This is a genomic window from Paenibacillus sp. (genome assembly GCF_031177825.1).
In the GTDB taxonomy this organism is placed as follows: Bacteria; Bacillota; Bacilli; order Paenibacillales; family YIM-B00363; genus Paenibacillus_AE.
This window is the reverse complement of sequence record NZ_JAPSKE010000026.1, coordinates 25,186-45,302: the sequence shown is the minus strand read 5'-3', so window position 1 is coordinate 45,302 and position 20,117 is coordinate 25,186. Positions and strand designations below refer to the sequence as shown.

Sequence of the window (20,117 nt, the reverse complement as noted above, 5' to 3'; positions counted from 1 at the left end):
TAAAAACCATTGACGGCGCGGCGGGCGATGATTACGATTAGGGGACAACAACGGAAAAAGAAGGCGTTCGCGATATGTTGGCACGAATCAATGCGGGATTGGAGAAGGCGCTCCCGCTGATTACGCCGGTCAGCGTCTGTATCGGCGTCCTCTTAGGAGGCTACTTATCGGGCTATCGGGAGTGGACGCCTTGGATCTTCGCGTTCATGACGTTCTCGGGCAGCATCGGCATGAGCTTGAAGCAGTTCGTGGGCGTGCTCGCCCATCCGACGCCCCTATTCGTCACGCTCGGCATCCTTCACGCGGCGATGCCGCTGCTGGCGCTCGCCGTCGGGCATGCGTTATACCCGAACGACGCGTATACGATTACCGGCCTCGTCGTCGCCGCGGCGATCCCGACCGGCATCACCAGCTTCGTCTGGGTCGCTATTCTGAAAGGGAATACGCCGTTGACGCTCTCCATCATTTTGGTCGACACGATGCTGGCGCCGTTCGTCGTGCCGCACACGGTTTCGTATTTGATCGGGGCGAAGGTGCAGATGGATACGGCCGCGATGATGCAGGGGCTGTTCTGGATGATCGTGCTGCCGTCGCTGCTCGGCATGGCGCTCCATCAGTGGACGCGGGGGCGCGTCAAGGAAGTCTGGGGCCCGCGCCTCAGCCCGTTCTCGAAGGTGGCGATGGGCGTCGTCGTCGCCATCAACGCTTCGGTCGTCGCGCCGTACCTGCAGCGCGTCGACGTCCGGCTGCTCGGCATCGCGGGAACGGTGCTCGCGCTGGCGGCGGCGGGCTACGGGCTCGGCTGGCTGGCCGGGCGGTGGCTGAAGGTCGATCGGGGGACGGTCGTCGCGCTGACGCTGAACGGCGGCATGCGCAACATTAGCGCGGGAGCGGTGCTGGCGGTGACGTACTTCGCCCCGCCGGTCGCCGTGCCCGTCGTGCTCGGCATGCTGTTCCAGCAGTCGCTCGCCTCGTTCTTCGGCCGTCTGCTGAGCCGGGAGCGGACGCAGCGGATGCCGCCCGCGACGCCGGTATCCGCCGAACCGCATCGTCGGCGTACGGGAGGGACGTTGTAAGTCGGCGAAAACCAGGAAGGGGCCGCCCCTCGAGTAGAATGCTTCTACTTGAGGGTGCGACCCCTTTTGTTTCTTAATTCGCTCTCGTCGCTTGCAGCGCCGCGTCCTTCTCCTCGCAAACTTCGGAGCAGTATCCGCCTTTCGCCTCTTCGCAAGCCTCGCACACGATATGATGATTGTGGCAGAAATCGTACGTGCAGTTGATGTACTTCTCCGACGGCGTGCCGCAGTGGAGGCACTTGCCGACGACCGTCTCCTCGTCGGTCTGGTTCACGCGTACCGTGATGCGCTCGTCGAACACGTACAGCTTGCCGTCCCAGAGTCGGCCTTGCACCTCCGGATCCTTGCCGTACGTCACGATGCCGCCATCCAGCTGGCTGACGTCTTTGAAGCCCTCGCGGATCAAGAAGCCCGACAGCTTCTCGCAGCGAATGCCGCCCGTGCAATACGTCAGCACCTTCTTGTCCTTGAACTGCGCCAAGTTCTCCCGAATCCACTCCGGGAACTCCCGGAACGACTCGACCTCCGGACGAATCGCGCCGCGGAAATGGCCGACGTCGAATTCGTAATCGTTGCGCCCGTCGAGCACGATGACGTCCTCTTGCTGCAGCGCCTCCATGAACTCCTTCGGCTTCAGCCGCTTGCCCGTCAGCTCGTTCGGGTTGATATCGTCCTCTAACCGGAACGTCACCAGCTCGGGGCGCGGGCGGACGAAGATTTTCTTGAACGCGTGCCCGTCCGCCTCGTCCACCTTGAAGATCATGCCTTGGAACAGCGGATGGGCATGCATATGGTCCATATACGCCTGCGTCTGTTCTACCGTGCCGGACAGCGTGCCGTTAATGCCTTCGCGAGCGACGAGAATGCGCCCCTTCACGCCGAGCTCCTTGCAGTAAGCCAAGTGCTCCTTCGCGAATTCTTCGTAGTTCTCGATCGTTACATATTTATAGTAGAGCAAGACTCTGTACGGTTTCGTTTCGGTCGTCATGCGTTCACACCTTTTTCCTTCTAATTTCGAAAATGCCGCGCTGCCCCTATGATACCACAGTTCGAACGAGCCATACAAAAACCCCGCCGCGGCGGGGTCCGAACGAGAAAACGGTTATTGAATGTTCCGGACGATGGACACTTCGACGCGGCGATTCTGCGCCCGTCCTTCCGCGGTGTCGTTCGAAGCGACCGGCTTGTACTCGCTGTATCCGACGCTGGAGAAGCGGTTTTCCCCGACGTCCGGATTTTCCAGCAGCACGGCCATGAACGTGAGCGCTCGTTCGGCGCTCAGATGGAAGTTGGACGGGAATTGCGACGTCTTGATCGGCACGTTGTCCGTGTGGCCCGAGACGACGACCTCGTAGCTCGGATATTGCTCGAGCAGCTCCGAGATCGTGCCGGCCAACGCGCGGGATTCCTGCTTCAGCTGCGCGCTTCCCGAAGCGAACAGCGTATTGTCGCTGATCGTGATCTTGAGCTGTTGATTGTCGAGCTGAGTTTCGAGCTGCGTCGTCAGTCCGTTCTCGTCGATGTATTGATCGATCTTGCGCTTCAACTCGAGCAGCTGCTCGGTCTCTTTCTTCCGGAGCTGTTCCTCCAGCTCGCTCGCGCTCTGTTCGTCCTTCTCTCTCTTGCCCTCGTTGTCGATCCCGACGTTGTCGCGGCTCGGGACGGGGGAGACGTTGTCCATAAAGCTAGGCCCGCCGCTAAGCGCCGATTGGAACGACATCTTGATCTGTTCGAACTTCTTCTGATCGATCTGGCTGGAGGCGAACAAGACGATAAACAAGGCGAGCAGCAGCGTCAGGATATCGGCATACGGGACGAGCCACGACTCGTCCATATGCTCTTCATGCTCATGCTTGCGCTGTTTTTTGCTCACCGGCCGCTTCCCCTTTCTGCTCCGCCGCCCGTTCGGTTGGGGTCAGGTATACGGAAAGCTTCTGGTTAATCGCGACGGTGGAGACGCCGGATTGAATGGAGAGGAGGCCTTCGACCATCATCGTCTTCAACTCGATCTCTTGCTTGGAGAAGCGCTTGAGCTTATTCGCCATCGGGTGCCATAATACGTACCCGGTGAAAATCCCGAGCAGCGTCGCGATGAACGCCGCGGCGATGGAGTGGCCGAGCTTCTCGATGTCCGATAAATTGCCGAGCGCCGCGACGAGGCCGACGACGGCGCCGAGCACCCCGAGCGTAGGCGCGTATGTACCCATTTGGGAGAAAATCAACGCCCCGGACTTATGGCGTTCTTCGATCGCGTGAACTTCTTCCATCAACACGTCATGGACGAAATCTTGATCGTTGCCGTCGATGATCATCCGCATCCCGTTGCGAAGGAACGGCTCTTCGATCTCGTCGACCTTGCTCTCGAGCGCGAGCAAGCCTTCCCGGCGCGTGATCGTCGCCCATTCCATAAACATGCGGATGATTTCGGTTTTGCCGATATGCTTCTGCCCTAAGACGGCTATTTTAAACAACTTCGGCATCTTCTTGAGCTCCGACATCGGAAAGCCTATGAAAATCGTCGCGATCGTTCCCCCGATAATGATCAAGAATGCCGCGGGGTTATTTAAGCTGGACATCGGCGCTCCCTTCAGCATCATCCCGACGAATACCGAGATGACCGCCAGCACTAACCCTACGATCGTTGACTTCTCCATGTCAAAGCACGCTCCTCTTCCGTATGTACCAATACTTCCTATATTATATTAACTTTCGACACGATGAAAGAATCTACGATATATATCGGCAGGATTCGCTATTATTTTAGATTCGCGCCAATGGAAGATATACCATGTTGACAACGAAATGCGCGCCTCTTCCGGGAATCGGCAGCTCGTACTCGTCGACCGCGCGGAAACCGGCCCGTTCATACGCTCTAACCGCGCGGACGTTGCGCTTCTCGACCTCGAGATCGACGACGCAGCCGGGGTGAAGCGCCGCGGTCTCCCGGGCGAGGAACGACGCGAAGCGGGCGCCTCGGCCCGCGCCGCAGTCGTCCGGATGCAGCCCCAGGCCGAGGCGCACGACCGGGGGGCCGACTTCGGCGGCCAGGGGAAGCCATTGCGCGAAGCCGCAAAGTCGGCCGCCGCGCCGCACGGCGCGGTAGTGGCGCTCCCGCAGCGCCGGGTCGGCGAAGTCGCGCCCTTCGCGAACGGCGACATCCCACGCGGGCCAATCGTAAATATCGTACGGCGCGGGGTACCGCCATTCGCAGATTTCGGCGGCGTCGCGCTCGGTCATCGGCGTCAGGACGTATTCGGAAGCGTCGGTCGGCTCGATCCGCTCGGTCGGATGCATAACTTCGAACTCCTTTTAGGGAATATTACAGTTTGATTATAATGTGCGGACGACACTTCTCACGAATCGGACTCTCTGCTAATATAGCAGAAAGCGCTTGTGACAGGTTGTACGGAAATCAGAAAGGGTGTAGAGAATGCGGCATATCGTAAGTTTGGAGAAGGCGTATGCGAAGTGGAAGGACCGGGAGGCGGTATTCGTGGACTGCCGCTTCGCGCTGGGACAACCGCAATCGGGTGCCGACGCTTACGTGACGGAGCACATTCCGGGCGCCTTTTATTTAGATTTGGAGAAGGACCTCTCCGCCCCGAAGCGCGAGGACGGCGTCGGCGGAAGGCACCCGCTGCCGGACATCGACGAGCTGGCCGGTAAGTTGTCTCGCATCGGGATCGTTAAGGGCCGCTGCGTCGTCGCTTACGACGATCAAGGCGGCGCGATGGCGTCGCGCCTCTGGTGGCTGCTCGCATATATGGGGCATGACGAAGCCTACATCTTGGACGGAGGCTTCGCGTCGTGGAAGCAGGCGGGACATCCGACGGCGAGCGGAGCCGAGCAGACGCCGGAGGCCGATACGCGGTTCGTGCCGCAGGTGCGCCGCGATTGGCTCGTCACCGCGGAAGACATCGCGGCCAAGCGGGAGAAGATCGAATCGGGGAAGGTCGTCCTGCTCGATTCGAGGGAAGATTCGCGGTACCGCGGCATCGCGGAGCCGATCGACAAGGTCGCGGGCCATATTCCCGGCGCCCGCCACCTGTTCTGGAAGGCGAACTTGGACGCGGAAGGCCGTTACCGTTCCGTGAAGGAGCAGATGAAGCGGTTCGAGCCGTACCAGGGCGCCGAGGAGATCATCGTCTATTGCGGCTCCGGCGTGACGGCATGCCCGAACGTGCTGGCGCTGCGCGAGGTCGGCTTCACGAACGTGAAGCTGTACGCGGGAAGCTGGAGCGACTGGATCAGCGACGCGTCGCGTCCGGTCGTCGCGGGGGAGAAGTAGAAACAAGTAGCAACGACGAATCGAGGGCCGTCCGCGGAATCAACGCGCCGACGGCCCTCTTTCGTTTGGGTTCGGGCGGGTCCGGGGCCGACGGATTACGTCATGCTTGACCTTGGGGTGCGCCCCAAGGTGTATGATGCAAGAGGAGGCGGAACCATGTACAAGGTCAGCGAATTTTCGGCCATGACGGGACTCAGCAGAGACGCCCTGAGATACTACGACGAGATCAAGCTGCTCGAGCCGGCCCGCATCGACCCGAACAACGGCTATCGGTACTACGACGACGGCTCGTACGTCCTCGCCGTCCTTCTCGTCAAGCTGCGTGGTCTCGGCTTCACGATCCAAGAGATGGTCTCCGTCATGAACGACGAATCGTTCGCCAACCTGGAGAGCTTGCTGCTGCGGAAGCGGGAGCGCATCCAGTCGGAAATCGACGGCCTCCAAGCCAAAATGAAAGACATCGACGAATTTCTGGCATCGGGAAGGGAGAGCGATTCATGATTCAATGGAAGGAAGAGATCGTCATCGACGCGGACCTCGAGACCGTGTGGGCGTTGTTCGCCGTCGAAAACATGCATCGGATCATGCCGAACATCGCCGAAAATCGGTGGAAAGAACGGAAGGAGGGAGTCGTCGGCTCTTCGTTCCTGCAGACGTACCGGGAAGGCAAGCGCTCGGAGACGTACGAAGTGTCCGTCGTGGAATATATGGACGCGCCGGAGGAGAAGCGGCTGCGGCTTGCGTTCGTCCTCGCGAAGGCGTTCGAGATCGACTTCGCGTTCACGCTGCGGCGCATCGACGACGGGCGGACGAAGCTCGGATACGAAGGCTCGAATCGGGGCGTCAACTTCGTCGGAAGGGCGATGACGAAGCTGGGCGGGGAGAGCAACAACAAGAAGGTCGTCGCCGACTTCCTGCGGACGGTGGAGCGGGAGGCGACGTCAAGGTAAGCGGGACGCCGCCGGCGCCCCGGCTCAGTCGGCCAGCTCCAAGGAGACCGGACAATGGTCGCTGCCCATGACCTCGCATTCGATCGAGGCGTCGACGAGGCGCGGCTTCAGCCGCTCGGATATCAAGAAATAATCGATGCGCCAGCCGACGTTCCGTTCGCGGACCTTCGGCATGTACGACCACCACGAATAGACGTCCCCGCGATCGGGATACAGATGGCGGAACGAATCGACGAAGCCGGCGTTCAACAGCCGAGTCATCTTCTCGCGTTCTTCGTCCGTAAAGCCGGAGTTGCCCCGGTTCGCCTTCGCGTTCTTAATGTCGATCTCCTCGTGAGCGACGTTCAGATCGCCGCAGACGACGACGGGCTTCTTGGCGTCGAGCTCGAGCAGGTATGCGAGGAACCGATCCTCCCATTCCATGCGGAAGTCGAGGCGGGACAAGTCGCGCCGCGCGTTGGGCGTATACACGTTCACCAGGTAGAAGTCCTCGAACTCCAGAGTGATTACCCGACCCTCCGGTTCGGCGTCTTCCTCGAGGCCGTATCGAACCGAAATCGGCGCCACCCTCGTGAATACCGCAGTGCCGGAATACCCTTTCTTCTCCGCGTAATTCCAGTAGGACGCATACCCTTCGAACGGCGCTAGGTCGAGCTGGCCTTCCTGCAGCTTCGTCTCCTGCACGCAGAAGACGTCCGCCTCCGACCGCTGAAGGAAGTCCAGAAACCCTTTATTGATGCAAGCCCTCAGGCCGTTCACGTTCCAAGAAACCAATTTCATCGAATCTCGCGCCTCTCCTATGGGATCTATTCCAGTATATACGATAATAGCCGCAGCGGCTCGCCTCTCGGCTTACGCTGCGGCTATCGATCCTCTGCTCTCGCCCGAATCACAATCCGGCCAGTTGCTTCAGCTTCTCGTGGTCCGGGAGGAAAATCCGCTTTTTCTCGACGATGATGATCCCTTCCTCGGACAGCTCCTGCAGTACCTTCGTGGCCGATTCCCGTGCCGTGCCCGCGAAGCTCGCCAGCTGCTGGTGCGTCATGCGAATGTCGACCAGCAGGCCGTCGCCGAGCTTGACGCCGCGCTCCTCCGCGAGACGGAGAATCGTGCGGATGATACGCGACCGGACGTCGAGGAACGTCAGGTTGTAGATTTGATCGTTCGCGTTCCGGAGGCGCTGCACCGTCACCTCGAGCAGTTTAATGCAGATGCGCGGGTGCTTCTCCATGAACTCGTAGAAGACGGACCGCTTCATCGTATAAATCAAACAAGACTCTAACGTTTCCGCGGTGGCGGAGCGGTTGAGAGCCGGTTGAATGACCGCCATTTCGCCGAAGAAGTCGCCGGGACCGAAGAGCGCCAGAATGATTTCCTTCTCGTCGTCGAAGCGGTAAATTTTGACGACGCCGGACTTCACGACGAACAGCTCGTCGCCCGGGTCGCCTTCCATGAAGAGCAGCTTCCCGCGATTCCACTTGTTCTCTTGGAACAAGGGGGCGATCGTCCGCAGCTCTTCCTCCGTCAAATCTTGAAACAAAGGGACGTTGCGCAATAGCCCGACAAGGGCGCTCATGACGAATCCTGGCCTTTCTGCAGCGAGGATTGGGACTTGTTATCCGGCGTAGGATCGGATGTCGCCCACGGATCGAATCATGATGTTGAGATGCTTCGCCAGTTGGAGTTCGTAAGGGGTTTTCAATTCTTCTCCGTTAGGGTTCGTCAATACGCGGATCGTCGGCCGCTGCAAGCACGACGAGTCGAGGCGGGAGACGACCCCCTTCTCGCCGGTGTTCAACGTGACCGCCGTACCTGGAGGGAAGATCGCTACCTTGTTTCTAAATTGCTCTACCTTACCACGATCATACGCGCTTTCGACGTTCGCGTAAAGATAATCCATCGCTTCGTGCGGCAGCATGGCGTTCCGGTAGCTCCGGTGGCTGACGAGCGCGTCGTAGGCGTCGATCATACCGATGAGCTTGGCATACGGGTGAATGTCGCTGCCCCGCAGCCCGAAGGGGTAGCCGAGGCCGTCCACGCGCTCGTGATGCTGCAGCGCGCATTGCGCGGCGACGAGCGAGACGCTGCCGTCGTTCTTGAGCAGCCTGTATCCGAGCTCCGCATGGCGGCGGAGCGTCCGGAGGTCCTCGTCGCTCAGCCTCGTCCGCTTCGACAGCAGCTCCTGAGGGACGAGCAGCTTGCCGATGTCGTGAAACAGCGCGGCGGCGCATACGGTGCGCAGCTCGTCCGCGGAGGCGCCTTCGGCCATGGCGAGCTTCGTCGCGAAGACGGAGACGTTCAAGGCGTTATTGACGAAATGATGTTCGAGCTTGTCGCCCGTCGCGGCCGTCGACCGAATATGGACGATCGGCATGTTACGGTTCAAGACGACGTCGTCTACGATACTATTGACGCTGTCCGAGACGAGCCGAGAGAACGTCACGACGCGTCCGCCGCCGGCGGGACCGCCCGCCCGGACGTAGTCCATGCATTGTTGGAGCGAGCCGTGCACGAGACGCCGCGTCTCTTCCCGAATCGTCTCTTCGACGACGATATCGTCCGTCCGCGGATCGTCGATATATAGTTGATGAATGCCCATATTTCGCAGACGAAGAATAACGGGTTGGGTCAGCTCGTACCCGTACCCGAGCAGTACTTGCCCGTGCTCCGTCAGGACGGCCTTGCCGAGCTTCATGCCCGGAGCGCAGGATTCGATCGTTACTAATCTCATGACTTTCTCACACCTCGGAAAACCGCTTGAATCGGTCGGCCACCGCCGCCGCCTACGTATTATGTCACAGATGCCTGAGGGATTCTGTGAGTTGGGTAACAAAACACAACATATCCGTCACATTCTTGCATGAAAATGGGGAAAAGGAACCGCCTGAATCCGGGAGTAACGACTCTGTTGCGTGCGGCTGAGGTTCGGCGGAGCGGAAGGAAAGCGGAATTCGTGCGCCTATGGATGTCTTTCGACGTAGGTATCGAGGGGATGGGGAAAAGAAAAACCCCCGATGCGCTTGGATCGCATCGGGGGTTTCGACGTTACATGCGCTGCCGCAGCGATTCGACGACGTCTTCGACCGAGACGTCCTCGCCCGCATGCTCGGCCGCGAGCTCCGCCGCTTCCGTCGAAAGCACGACGTCTTCCGTCACGGCGGCCGCTTCCGGCGCTGCAGGGGCCGGTGCGGCCGGCGCTTGCGCGACGACCGGCGCCGCCGGAGCGGCTTCCGTCGCGAGGGCGACGTATTGCGTCTCGTCGAAGACGCGACGCGCAGTGACGTAACGCTTGGAATAATAGCTGTCGTTCATCTTGCTGATCGACACGCCGCGGGAGCTGGAAGAATGGGCGAAGTTGCCGTCTCCCATATAGATGCCGACGTGCGAGATGCCCTTGCCGTCCGTGTTGAAAAATACCAGGTCGCCCGGACGAAGCTCGTCCTTGCCGACCTTCGCGCCGACGGTCGCTTGATCCGCGGATCGACGAGGCAGGTCGATGCCGAGCTTCTCGAAGACGTAGCCGGTAAACCCGGAGCAGTCGAAGCCCTTCGTCGTCGTGCCTCCGTACTTGTAATCGATGCCGACCAATTGATCGACGGCCGTCTCGAGTTCCGTAGCCGCGGCCGCGCCGCCGGCGAACGCGCCGAACCCGATGGACAATGCCAACACCAGAGATGCTGCCTTCTTCAATTGTATACCCCTTCCGATGCCGACGAGGTTAGCTTAAGGGTTCGGTTGAAGGTTCCCTATGATCCCTAGTTGCGAGATCAATTCACCCAAGACTGGTTCCCCCGTAGCCCGGGTCGCAAGGCGACGCGGACATTAGGCACTAATCGATTTTTTTCGACCTACGGTATATTCGACAGCATTCGTCGGAATCCTCCTATTCTAGTAAAATATTCAGCCGTTAAATGATAGTGACGGACGATCGAAAAAAGAGGCGGCCGATCAAGCGGGAACGTGAACGCGCCGTTCCAACGAGAGAGCGAAGGAGAAAATCGCCGGCGATGAGATTCGATCTATACCGGCACGAGGCGCTAGAAATAGCCAAAGTTCGAAGGAGGATTCGAAGTGTCGGAACGGACGCATTTCGCGTTCGAAACGAGGATCCGGAGCGAACGATGTCGCTTTCCGCCGCATGGTTCGGATGGGCGTACGAGGAAGCGACGGGAGGGAAGCGGTCATGGCTTCGAGCGTGCCGCAGGGCGCAATAACGAAGAAGAGGACATCGAGCGCGCATGGCGCCCGATGTCCTCGTATTATATATGAACTTACCGATGCGCCGACCAGAGATGATACTGGGCGCTGATGCCCCATAGTTTCAGCAGGGCGCGAACGATCGGGTACGACTGATGGATGACGACCGCGAAGAAGCCGGCCCACCAGAGCGACAGCGCGCTCGCGGTCAAGCTGACGGCGAGGCCGACCGCGAACGTCGCGAGCGCGAGGGCGGCGATCGGCAGCCCTCGGCGGGCGAACAGCCCAAGTCCGGCCCAGCCGCCGCGTCCCTCGACGATGCCGAAGCCGACGTACATGAAGGCGAGATCCAGGATGCCTTGATATACGAGCCAACCGATCGCATACGGGGCGGCCGCTGCCGCGACGGACGGCCAATCGTACGCGGCCGACGCCGCCTCGAGCGCCCGCGGAATCGCCCAGACGAGCGGCGCGAACGTCAGCAGCGTCTGCAGTCCGTACAGCAGCAGGAACGGCTTCGCGTACGTCTTCGCCCCGCGGACGAACGCTCTCCGGTGGCCGTCCCCGCCGTTCGCCAGCGCGTTGTAGATCCCGCCGTTCAGCAGCGGAGTGAGCAGCATGCGGACGAGCAGCAGGACGAGAATCGTCCACGCGTAAGGGGCGATCAGGTCGGTCTTCGTCAGTTGGAATTCCGCCTCCAGCCAGAACAGGCGGTCCGCGGATTGCGCCAGCTCGCCGCCGGGGTAGCGATGAAGCAGCGGAACGACGATCGACTTCACATATTTATAGAGCGCGAAGCCCCATCCGTACTGATATAAGAAAATGAGAAACAATAGAAACCAACTGCGACGGGCGGCGGCCCATCCCGATTTCGCGTACGACCACATGAAGCGCGCCTCCTCTCCGTAATCTCGGCTCGTTCGTTACCAGACCACCGTGCCGAACAGCGCTTCGAGCAGCTTCGCGACGCCCATCGTCCAGCGGGTCTCTAGTCTTTCGTCCACGTCGGTCTTCATGAAATTGTTAATGCGCTTATGCTCGAGAACGACGCCGTGTTCCGGGTCGACGACGACGTGCTTCAGCTTCGCGGCGTGCGGCGGCAGCGCGAAGACGACGCTGTCTTCCTTCCCCGGCCATTCCTCGCGGATCGTCTGACCGTCCTCGTAGAGGAACCGGACGGATACCGGACCGTCCTTGCCGCCGCGGCTCGATACGGTGACGCGGTAAGCGTACGTCCCGTCGTCCGACTTCGCGCGTTCGATGCGCTCCACCGCGTAATCGGCCATCTGGTCGCCGTAGACGAACTGATCGAAGAACGGCGCCCAGCTTTGTTTCGTTACGTCTTCCGCCGTCTTCTGGAAGTCGCCCGTCGACGGGTGCCGAAACTTCCACCGGTCGAAGTAGGCGCGAAGCACGCGTTTCATCTTCGCTTCGCCGATCTCCTTTTCCATCGCCAGCAGCACGAGCTTCCCCCGAATGTACACGTTGTCCGCGTAATGATCGTGGCTGTCGAAGTTCCAGGCGAAGCGGGTGAGCGAGGCCGGGTTCGTCATGTAGCTCGCTTCCAGCGTCGTGCTCGGCGTCAAGCCGTATTCGGCTTCCATGAGCTTATCCTCGGCGTACGAGGTGAAGCCTTCGTCCAACCACGCTTCCTCGAATTCATTGCTCGCGACCATGCCGTACCAATATTGATGGCCGATCTCGTGCACGACGACGCGTTCGAGCTCGTACCCGACGTCCGCCGAATCCGCCGCCCAAGCAGTGACGAGCGTAGGGTATTCCATGCCGCCCGCGCCGCCCGCGCCTTCCGGGGGCACGACGATCGACAGCGTGCTGTACGGATAAGGGCCGTACCATTCGCTGAAGTGCTGCAGCGACTTCTTGGCCGCGTAGAGGTATCGCTCCTTCAGCTCCAGATGCGTCGGATCGAGATACAGCTTGATCTTGACGCCGGGCACGTTCGGCGCCGAATACGGCTCCTCCGCGTAGATGAAGTGAGGCGAAGCCGACCATGCGAAGTCGTGTACGTCGTCCGCGTAGAAGTGGTACGTCTTCGTGCCCGACTTCTTATCGACGACGGCGGGCTTCGGCGGAAACCCGGTAGCGGCGACGACGTAGTCGGTCGGAACCTTGATCTTCACGTTATAGATGCCGAAGTCCGCGTAGTATTCGGAATTGCCGTGATATTGGTGGGCGTTCCATCCCTCGCCCGTACGGCCGCGCGTCCCGGCGGGCTCGTAAACCGCGATCTTCGGAAACCATTGCCCGGCCATCACGAAGTCGTCCTTGTAGCCCATGCGGGCGAACACCTCGGGCAGCTGCACGGTGAACGACATCTTCAGCGTCACCGTTCCGTTCGGGGGAACCGCCTTCGGCAAGCGGAGCTTCGCCAGCGTCTTGTCCGCCTTGTTGCCGTCGTCGGGCTGCTCGAACGAGAGGCGATGGGTCAGATCGAGCCCCTCGGTCGTCTCGATCGAGGAGATCGTCATGCCGCCGTAGCTGTTCGCCGTCCGCTTATCCTCGCGCAGCTTGCCCCCCGACTCCCTCATGAAGGTCGTCTTGTCGGATTCGAACGCGTTCGGATATAAGTGGAAGTACAGCTCTTGCACCTTCTCCTTGCCCGGATTGCGCCAGGTCACGGTCTGCGTGCCGTGGAGCGCATGGTTTTCCGCGTCCAGCGCCACGCCGATGTGGTATTCCACGACGCGATTGCTCATCGGCTTCGGAGCGGGAGGCTTCTCGGGGACCGGGGGCGCCGCGTTCGGAGCCGGGTTCGGATTCGCGCCCGAGTTCGTCTTCGGCGCCTGCGCCTTCTCCGGGCCGGCGCCGCCGAACGTCGCGACCGCTTCGCCGAAGGAACTGTCGCCGGCGGCGGGGGCGCCGAGCTCGCCCCAGAGCGCGACCCATACCGCGAAGGCGACGCCGGCGATCGCGACCGGCCGCCAGCGCCCTAACTTCATCTTTTTCATGATTTTCACCCCGTTGACAAGCGTCTAGTGGATGTATATGTTTGTCCCCCGGGGATTATTTCGGGTACAATAGAAGAAATTCTAACGAGGAACGAAGGTGGGGGCGCACGTGGAAATCGGCGGGAAGAAGATCAATGCGCTGAACGTCGTCAGCAATAAGGAGCATAAGGGGTTCGGCGCGGGCTCCATCGATTTGAACAACGTATCGGCCGTCATTATCGATAAGGACGGGGAAGAAGCCTACATCGACCTGGGCGCGCTGCATGCGAAGAGCAAGGTGGAGAAGGGCATCAAATTTTCCGCGAACAAGGACGACGTACCGAACGGCCGCCGCTGCTGGATCGTGTGGATCGCGGTAGACAAGCGCGAAGAGGGCATGTATTACGCGGGAGCGACGGCTTGCGAGATGCTGGTCGATCCCGAAGCGCGGCGCGGGTGGAAGATTCTCGCGGATCACGTGAACAAGATGGATTACGCGATGAAGCGACGCATCATTCTGGACGGGATGTCCGACGGGGAGAAGGCGGCGTTGAAGCGTTGCCTGATCGAGTACAACGAGGGCATGTGGCACGCTTCGACCGACGAGTTGAAGGAGAAGCTGGGGTAGACGGATCGACCGCTTTCGCGCGGAACGTCGCGCGGGGGCGGTTTTTCGCGCGAGCCGGTTGGACGAAGGGGACCGTGTCATGGCTAAGCCCGATCGCAAAACATTCGTAGATCGTTCCAATCAATTGATCGCCTATATTCGAACGAATTTGGCGAACGGCACTTATCGGGTCGGCGATTATTTGCCGTCGGAGGTCGCGTTCGCCGAACAGTTCGATCTGAGCAAAAACTCCGTCCGCGCCGCGATGGGGAAGCTGGTGGAGGAAGGCTTGATCCGGAAGGTCCCGCGCGTGGGCACGCAGGTGGCGGCGTCGGGCCGGCAGAACGCGCTTCGCCTCGGGCTGTACCCGTCGTTACACGCGGACGCGAAGCTGAACGACTTGTTGGCGTCGTATCGACGGGAGCATCCCGAGGTCCGCGTGGAGACGGTAACGCTCCCGTATTCGAATCCGGATTCCATTCGGCAGCTGTTGGCGTACGGCGTCGTGGACGTCGTGCTGCTGAACAATCTGGACTATTTCTATTTCCGGGACAACCGACTCCTATCGTTATTCGAGCCCCAGGCTCCGCAAGCGAGCGCGTTCCCCTTTTTAAATAAGCTGTTTATGGAACGTACGGAGCCGAACCGGGCTTACTTGCGGCCGTTCGTGTTCTCGCCTGTGATCCTGTGCTATAACCGCGATCATTTCCGGGAAGCGGGAGCGTTCGAACCGGACAGCAGCTGGACGTGGAGCGACCTGCGGCAAGCCTTGAAGAAGCTGGCCGGGGAGAGCCGGTACGGCTTATTCTTTCACTTGTCCTCCCACAACCGGTGGCCGATCTTCCTGCTGCAAAACGGCGTCGCCTTCGACCGGGAGGACGGGCTCCCGCTTCCGGGACGATCGAACCGGCTCGACGCGTTCCGGGACGTGAGGGAGCTCATCCACGAAGACGGTTTATTTCCGCGCATGCTGTCGTTCAGCTTGCACGACGTGGAGCTGCTCTTCAAGCAGGAGAAGGTTTCCGCCATACTGACGACGTATTATCGGTTGAACGAGCTGGCGGACGCGGGGTTTCCGTTCGATATCGCGCAGCTGCCGCGATCCGAGGGCGGGAGCGGCGATACGCTGCTCCTGTGCACCGGCGTCGGCGTCAACGCGTCGTCGGCGCAGAAGAAAGAGGCGGAAAGCCTGGCGAATTTCCTCTTATCGGAGGAAGCGGCGACGACGATTCGCCGCGGCACGTTCACGCTTCCCGCGAATAAGCGGGTCGCGGACGGGATCGCGTCGGAGCTGCCGAACGCGCCGAGGCGGTTCGATATGTACCGCGAGATGATCCCGAGCTTCGCGACCTACGAGCGGCTGGGGTTGGTTCCCGAGGAGATCGAGACGTTCGGGAAATGTCTCGGACAATACTTCGCGAAGCTGATTGACGAAGAAGGTCTTATTCATATGTTTCATACGTTGATCCGGGAAGGGAACACGCATACGCAAGGATAAAGGTTCATCATGCAACCCACAGAGGGTGCAGGATGGACTTTTTTTGTTTACCCGCTCATTTTCTCGTTGATATTCCGATTTTCATTCTTTAAAATGAACTACAAATGAACCACAACTATTATTTTAGGAGGTTAATAGAAGTTAATTCCTTTTATGTGATCCACATGTAAACTAGTTCGCGACAAATTCGAAAGGTTGTGAATGCGATGTTTGAAAGCGTTATCCATCATGGGAAGAAATTCGCTTCCGTCGTGCTTTCCGCGGCGTTGATCGGCGCGGTCGCCTTGCCGGCCCCGCCGGATTCGAATGCGCTGGCGGCGGATGCCGTCGTCGTTCCGAGAACGTTCTCGGTTCCCGAGGATCTCGGTACCCAGGTGACGGCGCCGAATACGTTCAATGCCGCGTTCGGCGCGGAGGACGGGAAAGACGTCATGTATACCACGGTAGCGGGTTCCGCCGTGCATTCCGCGATCTTCAGCGTCGTCGATCTGGATACGAACCGGGTCGTCCGGGAGCTTCCCTTAAGCGGCGGGGGCCAATCCTGGGGTCACGCCATCGATTCTCAAGGAAATGTGTATACCGTGGCGGGCAACGTATTGTACGCGTATTCTCCCGTAACGAAGCACATTCGAACGATCGGAGCCGTGCCGGAGGCGACGTCGTTATATTCGATCGTCGTGGACGAGTCGGATCGCGTCTACGGCGGAGGATATCCGAGCGGCAAGGTGTTCGTGTACGACCCGGCGCAAGACAAACTGACGCTGTTGACCGGCCAGCTGGCCGAGGCGCAGCAATACGTTCGAGGGATCGCTTATTACGACGGGTATTTGTACGCGGGAACCGGGACGAAGGGCGGCTTGTTCCGAATCGATCCGGCCGACGGCGCGAAGACGCAAATCCCTTTTCCGGAAAACGCGCTGTTCTCGCCCGCCGACGCTCCCACCGTGTATTCCATGAACGCCGTCGGTCATTATTTGTTCGTTATGATGAGTACGAGTCCGACGTCGCTTTTCATTTATGATTTGGAAAACGGGCGCTGGGCGGGAATCGTTGAAAATTATAGAGGCTTGTACGTGTCGCCGGAGAAAGACGGCAAAGTGTATTTCCCGGCCGACGGAGAGCTGAAGTCGTTCGATCTGACGACGGAGGAAGTGGCGGGCACCGGAATCGTGTTCGGCACCTACATCCGGACCGGCGCTTGGGTCGAGCTGGACGATCAGGAGCGGTTCCCGGGCATGTCGCTGGTCACGGTGACGTTCAACGGCGCTCCGTTGATCGCGAACGTCGAGACAGGCGTCGCGACTAGCTTCCCTTCCCTTATCTCCGGCACGCCGGTTTCCATTCAATCGATCGCGACCGGACCCGACGGGTTGATTTACAGCACCGGCTACCAAGGGACGAAGGGCGCCCGGTACGACATCGACACCGGGGAGATCGAGCATTTTCGGATGGGGCAGGCCGAAGGGATGATCGCGTGGGGCGACAAGGTCGTCTTCGGCGAATATCCCGGAGGCTACATCTACGAGCTCGACACGAAGCAGCCGATCGGCGACGACAACCCGAAGTCGATCTATCATATCGGCGGCAAGCAGGATCGCCCGTTCGCTTTGGCGGTTTCCCCTGACCGGTTGTTTATCGGGACGATCCCGAAAACCGGCGAGCTCGGAGGCGCCCTGACCGTCTACGACGGCACGGAATGGAAGGTGTTCGCCGAGATGTTCCAGCCCGGCGGCCCGCTGGAAAACCAGAGCGTGATGGGATTGGCTTATCACGACGGCATGCTGTACGGTTCCACGACCGTATGGGGCGGTCTCGGCATCGATCCGGCGGCGGACAAGGCGAAGGTATTCGTCTGGGACGTGGCGGAGGAACGATTGGTGACCGCATTCTCGCCGGACGTCGCGCAAGCGAGCGGCGTAGCGGCCCGGTCGATCGGCGGGCTGTCGGTCGGTCCGGACGGGCTGCTGTGGGCGGCCGCCTACGGCACGATCTTCGCGATGGATCCGGCCGATGGATACAGGGTCGTGAAGCAGAAGGAAATGTACCCGACCAATTGGGATTTCAGCCATTACTGGGTGCCGGTGAAGCTGCTGTGGGACCCGAAGGGCGACGGCGTTCTGTACACGACGCTAGGCAGCACCGTGACCGCGGTCGACACGAATACGATGGCGCACGCGCAGGTTCCCGGGACGAAGACGAACCTGATGACGATCGGGCCGGACGGAAACTTGTATTTCAACACGGCGGATATGCTGAAGAAAATTACGGTCACGGAAGAATCGCCGCCGCTGTACGCGGACGTTGCCGTTCCGCTCGTCAATAGCGGCTTCGAAGCGCGGACGGCGGACGGTACGATTCCAGGCTGGGACGACTTCGGCCAGTCGACGGCGACAGGCTATTCCGAGATCAGCGGGGCGCGCGCGTCGGAAGGCGAGAGCAGCCTTAGAATCTTCGACTCGACCGATCGGCAAGAAGTCGGCGTCATCTCGCTCCCGTTCGCCGTGGAGCCGGGCGCCGAGTACAAAGTCTCGGCGGACATCTACTTGGCGTCCGGCCGGACGATCGCCGCGATGCGGTATTACGACGCGAACGGGCAGGAGATCAAGCTGACGCCGGCGCCGGCCGCGTACCATCAAGGCTCGCTCGGCGCATGGAGTCCCGCGAATTTCAGCTCGATCGCGCCGGAAGGGGCCGTCGCGGGAAGAATCGTCTTGTTCTGTTCGCTCGGCTGGGCGACGGACGCGTACTACGACAACGTGAAGGTGACGAAGCGCGTTCCGTTCGAGCTTCCGCCGGAGCAGCCGGTCCTCGGCCGGCTGAAGCTGACGAATCCGGGCTTCGAGAGCGCGGGCGCGGACGGGGCGATTCCGGGGTGGACGCAGCGCAATCTCGACAAGTATACGGCGGACGCCTACGTGCGATTGTCGCAAGACACGGTGAAAAGCGGAACGCAAAGCTTGCTTCTCTACGATAATAGTACGACGATCGAAGTGGCGGCCGAATCCGACTTCATTCCCGTCGTCGGCGGAAAGACGTATACGGCTTCCGTCGATGTGTACCGAGGGGACAATCCGCCGGGACGCAGCTCCAACCGGCCGATTCTGCAGACGCGGTATTACGATGCGAATAAGGTCATGTTAAGCACAAGCGCCGCGGTGAATCCCGGCCCGTGGAGTAAAGAAGCGACCGTGCCGCTGGGACGTTGGGGAACGGAAACGTTGACGAATACCGCGCATGCCGCAGCGAAATATATGCGCGTGTTTATGGTCGTGCCGGCGACTTATGTGGCCAATGCCTATATCGACAACGTCCAAGTGTCGACCGCGTTGGAGCCAAGCGAGGTGGCGTCGTTCCGCATGCACGCGGAGCCGTATTCGCACCTTGCCGCGGGCGGCGACGTCGTATTCCAGGCGGCGGCTTCGGAGGGTTCGAGAATCGTCGTGGAAGAGAACGGGGCCGTCGTAGCGGATGTGCCCGCCGTCGGACTCCAAACGCCGGTTTCCGTGACCGTCCCGTCGCCTGCGGCGGGAGTGCACGGCTACACCGCGTACGCGGTTAAGGGAATCAGCCAGTCGGCGCCGTACGGCATCTCGACGACGATTCATGCGCTCGACGACTTGGCGCTCGTTCCCGACGCGCTGGAGCTGCTGACCGGCGAGACGAAGCCGATCGCCGCGACGGCTTGGTTCGGACCGTTGGCCGTCGACGTCGTGCCGGAGGTTGCGGTGGCGTCCGGCGACGCCGTGAGCGTAAGCGGCGCGGCGGTGACGGGCGTTAGCGCGGGCGAAGCCGTATTAAGCGTCGCTTACGGAGGCATGCAGAAGACGCTTCGCGCGTCGGTCAGCCAAGGCGCGCTGGCATCGATTCGCATCGCGCTGCCGAAATCGACGATCGGGCTCGGAGAATCGGTGACGGTTCAAGTGTACGGTACGTACGACAATCCGTTCGACGCGGCGCAAGAAGAGGTTGTCATCGAGGAAGGGGTGACGTTGACCGCGGAGCCCGCCGGCGTCGTCTCGATCCAAGGCTCGACCGTGACGGGCGCTTCGACCGGAAGCGCGGTCCTCCACGCCGAATACGAAGGCTTGTCGGCGTCCGCCGCGATCGCCGTCGAGCGCGGCAACGGTCCGCCGGATCCGGAAGCCCCGAAGCTTGCCGCGATTCGATTGGATCTCTCCGAGACTCGGATCGGCGTCGGACAGAGGGTGACCGCTCAAGTGTTCGGCGTATACGCCGGCGCATCGAAGCCGGTTGCGCTGACGGAAGACGTCGCGCTCTTCGCCGACGATTCCGGCGTCGCGAACGTCGACGGACTGACGCTGACGGGGATCGACGAGGGGCATACGTTAATCCGGGCCGAGTACGGCGGGAAGACCGCTACCGCCTCGATCGTCGTCCGAAACCGAGATGCGAACGGTCCGCCGGATTCGAACGGACCGAAACGCGGCTCCATGCCGTCCCCCGAAGAGGAATGACGACGATGTCGCGCTGAAAGCCGCATAGGACGGAAGGCTGCCTCGCATCGAGGCAGCCTTCCGTATTTTTTAATACGG

General features: G+C 60.6%; 17 protein-coding genes and 1 riboswitch. Of the genes, 7 read left to right on the top strand and 10 right to left on the bottom strand.

Annotation, left to right across the window (positions count from 1 at the left end):
* Positions 1-74: 74 nt before the first annotated feature.
* Positions 75-1,076 (top strand): bile acid:sodium symporter family protein, encoded by a 1,002-nt coding sequence (locus RIN49_RS22860; protein ID WP_309122461.1) that lies wholly within the window; start codon positions 75-77, stop codon positions 1,074-1,076.
* Between the two features lie 73 nt (positions 1,077-1,149).
* On the opposite strand, the gene trhO is transcribed toward RIN49_RS22860, so the two are convergent.
* From trhO to RIN49_RS22840, 4 genes are all read right to left on the bottom strand, one after another.
* Positions 1,150-2,064 carry an oxygen-dependent tRNA uridine(34) hydroxylase TrhO gene (trhO, locus tag RIN49_RS22855; RefSeq protein WP_309122460.1) on the bottom strand — a complete coding sequence of 305 codons (915 nt, stop codon included), beginning with the start codon at positions 2,062-2,064 and terminating at the stop codon, positions 1,150-1,152.
* Between the two features lie 114 nt (positions 2,065-2,178).
* Positions 2,179-2,949 carry a flagellar motor protein MotB gene (gene motB, locus RIN49_RS22850; protein WP_309122459.1) on the bottom strand — a complete coding sequence of 257 codons (771 nt, stop codon included), beginning with the start codon at positions 2,947-2,949 and terminating at the stop codon, positions 2,179-2,181.
* Positions 2,924-3,730, bottom strand: coding sequence for a flagellar motor stator protein MotA (gene motA / locus RIN49_RS22845; RefSeq protein WP_309122458.1), 807 nt, complete (start codon positions 3,728-3,730; stop codon positions 2,924-2,926). Before motA ends, motB begins: the two co-directional genes overlap by 26 nt.
* Before the next feature lie 106 nt (positions 3,731-3,836).
* Positions 3,837-4,370: a GNAT family N-acetyltransferase gene (locus RIN49_RS22840; protein ID WP_309122457.1), complete on the bottom strand. Its 534-nt coding sequence runs from the start codon at positions 4,368-4,370 to the stop codon at positions 3,837-3,839.
* Between the two features lie 136 nt (positions 4,371-4,506).
* Here RIN49_RS22840 and RIN49_RS22835 point away from each other — a divergent pair, with 136 nt between their 5' ends.
* The 3 genes from RIN49_RS22835 (at position 4,507) to RIN49_RS22825 (ending at position 6,314) form a co-directional block, all read left to right on the top strand.
* Positions 4,507-5,364, top strand: a complete 858-nt coding sequence (locus RIN49_RS22835) for a sulfurtransferase (protein ID WP_309122456.1) — start codon at positions 4,507-4,509, stop codon at positions 5,362-5,364.
* A 156-nt stretch (positions 5,365-5,520) separates the two neighbouring features.
* A complete protein-coding gene (locus RIN49_RS22830; protein WP_309122455.1) occupies positions 5,521-5,865 on the top strand; it encodes a MerR family transcriptional regulator in 345 nt (114 codons plus the stop codon).
* The gene (locus RIN49_RS22825) at positions 5,862-6,314 is read left to right on the top strand and encodes an SRPBCC family protein (protein WP_309122454.1); all 453 of its coding nucleotides are present in this window, start codon (positions 5,862-5,864) and stop codon (positions 6,312-6,314) included. The genes RIN49_RS22830 and RIN49_RS22825 overlap by 4 nt, the downstream gene beginning before the upstream one ends.
* Before the next feature lie 24 nt (positions 6,315-6,338).
* Here the strand turns inward: RIN49_RS22825 and RIN49_RS22820 are convergent, their stop codons facing one another.
* From RIN49_RS22820 to RIN49_RS22795, 6 genes are all read right to left on the bottom strand, one after another.
* Entirely contained in the window at positions 6,339-7,094 is a 756-nt protein-coding gene (locus RIN49_RS22820) for an exodeoxyribonuclease III (protein ID WP_309122453.1), read from the bottom strand.
* 109 nt (positions 7,095-7,203) lie between these two features.
* A complete protein-coding gene (locus tag RIN49_RS22815) occupies positions 7,204-7,890 on the bottom strand; it encodes a Crp/Fnr family transcriptional regulator (RefSeq protein ID WP_309122452.1) in 687 nt (228 codons plus the stop codon).
* A 39-nt stretch (positions 7,891-7,929) separates the two neighbouring features.
* Positions 7,930-9,045: an HD-GYP domain-containing protein gene (locus RIN49_RS22810; RefSeq protein ID WP_309122451.1), complete on the bottom strand. Its 1,116-nt coding sequence runs from the start codon at positions 9,043-9,045 to the stop codon at positions 7,930-7,932.
* 314 nt (positions 9,046-9,359) lie between these two features.
* Positions 9,360-10,004 (bottom strand): C40 family peptidase, encoded by a 645-nt coding sequence (locus tag RIN49_RS22805; protein ID WP_375295276.1) that lies wholly within the window; start codon positions 10,002-10,004, stop codon positions 9,360-9,362.
* Positions 10,005-10,006: 2 nt separating this feature from the next.
* Positions 10,007-10,153, bottom strand: a riboswitch (cyclic di-AMP (ydaO/yuaA leader).
* Between the two features lie 432 nt (positions 10,154-10,585).
* The gene (locus RIN49_RS22800; RefSeq protein WP_309122450.1) at positions 10,586-11,398 is read right to left on the bottom strand and encodes a hypothetical protein; all 813 of its coding nucleotides are present in this window, start codon (positions 11,396-11,398) and stop codon (positions 10,586-10,588) included.
* A 36-nt stretch (positions 11,399-11,434) separates the two neighbouring features.
* Positions 11,435-13,480, bottom strand: coding sequence for a M1 family metallopeptidase (locus RIN49_RS22795; protein ID WP_309122449.1), 2,046 nt, complete (start codon positions 13,478-13,480; stop codon positions 11,435-11,437).
* A 109-nt stretch (positions 13,481-13,589) separates the two neighbouring features.
* Here RIN49_RS22795 and RIN49_RS22790 point away from each other — a divergent pair, with 109 nt between their 5' ends.
* From RIN49_RS22790 to RIN49_RS22780, 3 genes are all read left to right on the top strand, one after another.
* Positions 13,590-14,087, top strand: a complete 498-nt coding sequence (locus RIN49_RS22790) for a YwhD family protein (protein WP_309122448.1) — start codon at positions 13,590-13,592, stop codon at positions 14,085-14,087.
* Between the two features lie 79 nt (positions 14,088-14,166).
* Positions 14,167-15,564, top strand: a complete 1,398-nt coding sequence (locus tag RIN49_RS22785; RefSeq protein WP_309122447.1) for an extracellular solute-binding protein — start codon at positions 14,167-14,169, stop codon at positions 15,562-15,564.
* A gap of 206 nt (positions 15,565-15,770) precedes the next feature.
* Complete coding sequence (locus RIN49_RS22780; protein WP_309122446.1) at positions 15,771-20,039, top strand: carbohydrate binding domain-containing protein; 4,269 nt, start codon at positions 15,771-15,773, stop codon at positions 20,037-20,039.
* Positions 20,040-20,117: the final 78 nt, after the last annotated feature.

What these genes read in the sequence shown, in the direction of transcription:
- RIN49_RS22830 (WP_309122455.1), top strand. Translation starts at nt 5,521, where the DNA reads ATGTACAAGGTCAGCGAATTTTCGGCCATGACGGGACTCAGCAGAGAC.
- RIN49_RS22800 (WP_309122450.1), bottom strand. Translation starts at nt 11,398, where the DNA reads ATGTGGTCGTACGCGAAATCGGGATGGGCCGCCGCCCGTCGCAGTTGG.
- RIN49_RS22825 (WP_309122454.1), top strand. Translation starts at nt 5,862, where the DNA reads ATGATTCAATGGAAGGAAGAGATCGTCATCGACGCGGACCTCGAGACC.
- RIN49_RS22820 (WP_309122453.1), bottom strand. Translation starts at nt 7,094, where the DNA reads ATGAAATTGGTTTCTTGGAACGTGAACGGCCTGAGGGCTTGCATCAAT.
- trhO (WP_309122460.1), bottom strand. Translation starts at nt 2,064, where the DNA reads ATGACGACCGAAACGAAACCGTACAGAGTCTTGCTCTACTATAAATAT.
- RIN49_RS22795 (WP_309122449.1), bottom strand. Translation starts at nt 13,480, where the DNA reads ATGAAAAAGATGAAGTTAGGGCGCTGGCGGCCGGTCGCGATCGCCGGC.
- RIN49_RS22840 (WP_309122457.1), bottom strand. Translation starts at nt 4,370, where the DNA reads ATGCATCCGACCGAGCGGATCGAGCCGACCGACGCTTCCGAATACGTC.
- RIN49_RS22810 (WP_309122451.1), bottom strand. Translation starts at nt 9,045, where the DNA reads ATGAGATTAGTAACGATCGAATCCTGCGCTCCGGGCATGAAGCTCGGC.
- RIN49_RS22860 (WP_309122461.1), top strand. Translation starts at nt 75, where the DNA reads ATGTTGGCACGAATCAATGCGGGATTGGAGAAGGCGCTCCCGCTGATT.
- RIN49_RS22780 (WP_309122446.1), top strand. Translation starts at nt 15,771, where the DNA reads ATGTTTGAAAGCGTTATCCATCATGGGAAGAAATTCGCTTCCGTCGTG.
- RIN49_RS22835 (WP_309122456.1), top strand. Translation starts at nt 4,507, where the DNA reads ATGCGGCATATCGTAAGTTTGGAGAAGGCGTATGCGAAGTGGAAGGAC.
- RIN49_RS22815 (WP_309122452.1), bottom strand. Translation starts at nt 7,890, where the DNA reads ATGAGCGCCCTTGTCGGGCTATTGCGCAACGTCCCTTTGTTTCAAGAT.
- motA (WP_309122458.1), bottom strand. Translation starts at nt 3,730, where the DNA reads ATGGAGAAGTCAACGATCGTAGGGTTAGTGCTGGCGGTCATCTCGGTA.
- RIN49_RS22785 (WP_309122447.1), top strand. Translation starts at nt 14,167, where the DNA reads ATGGCTAAGCCCGATCGCAAAACATTCGTAGATCGTTCCAATCAATTG.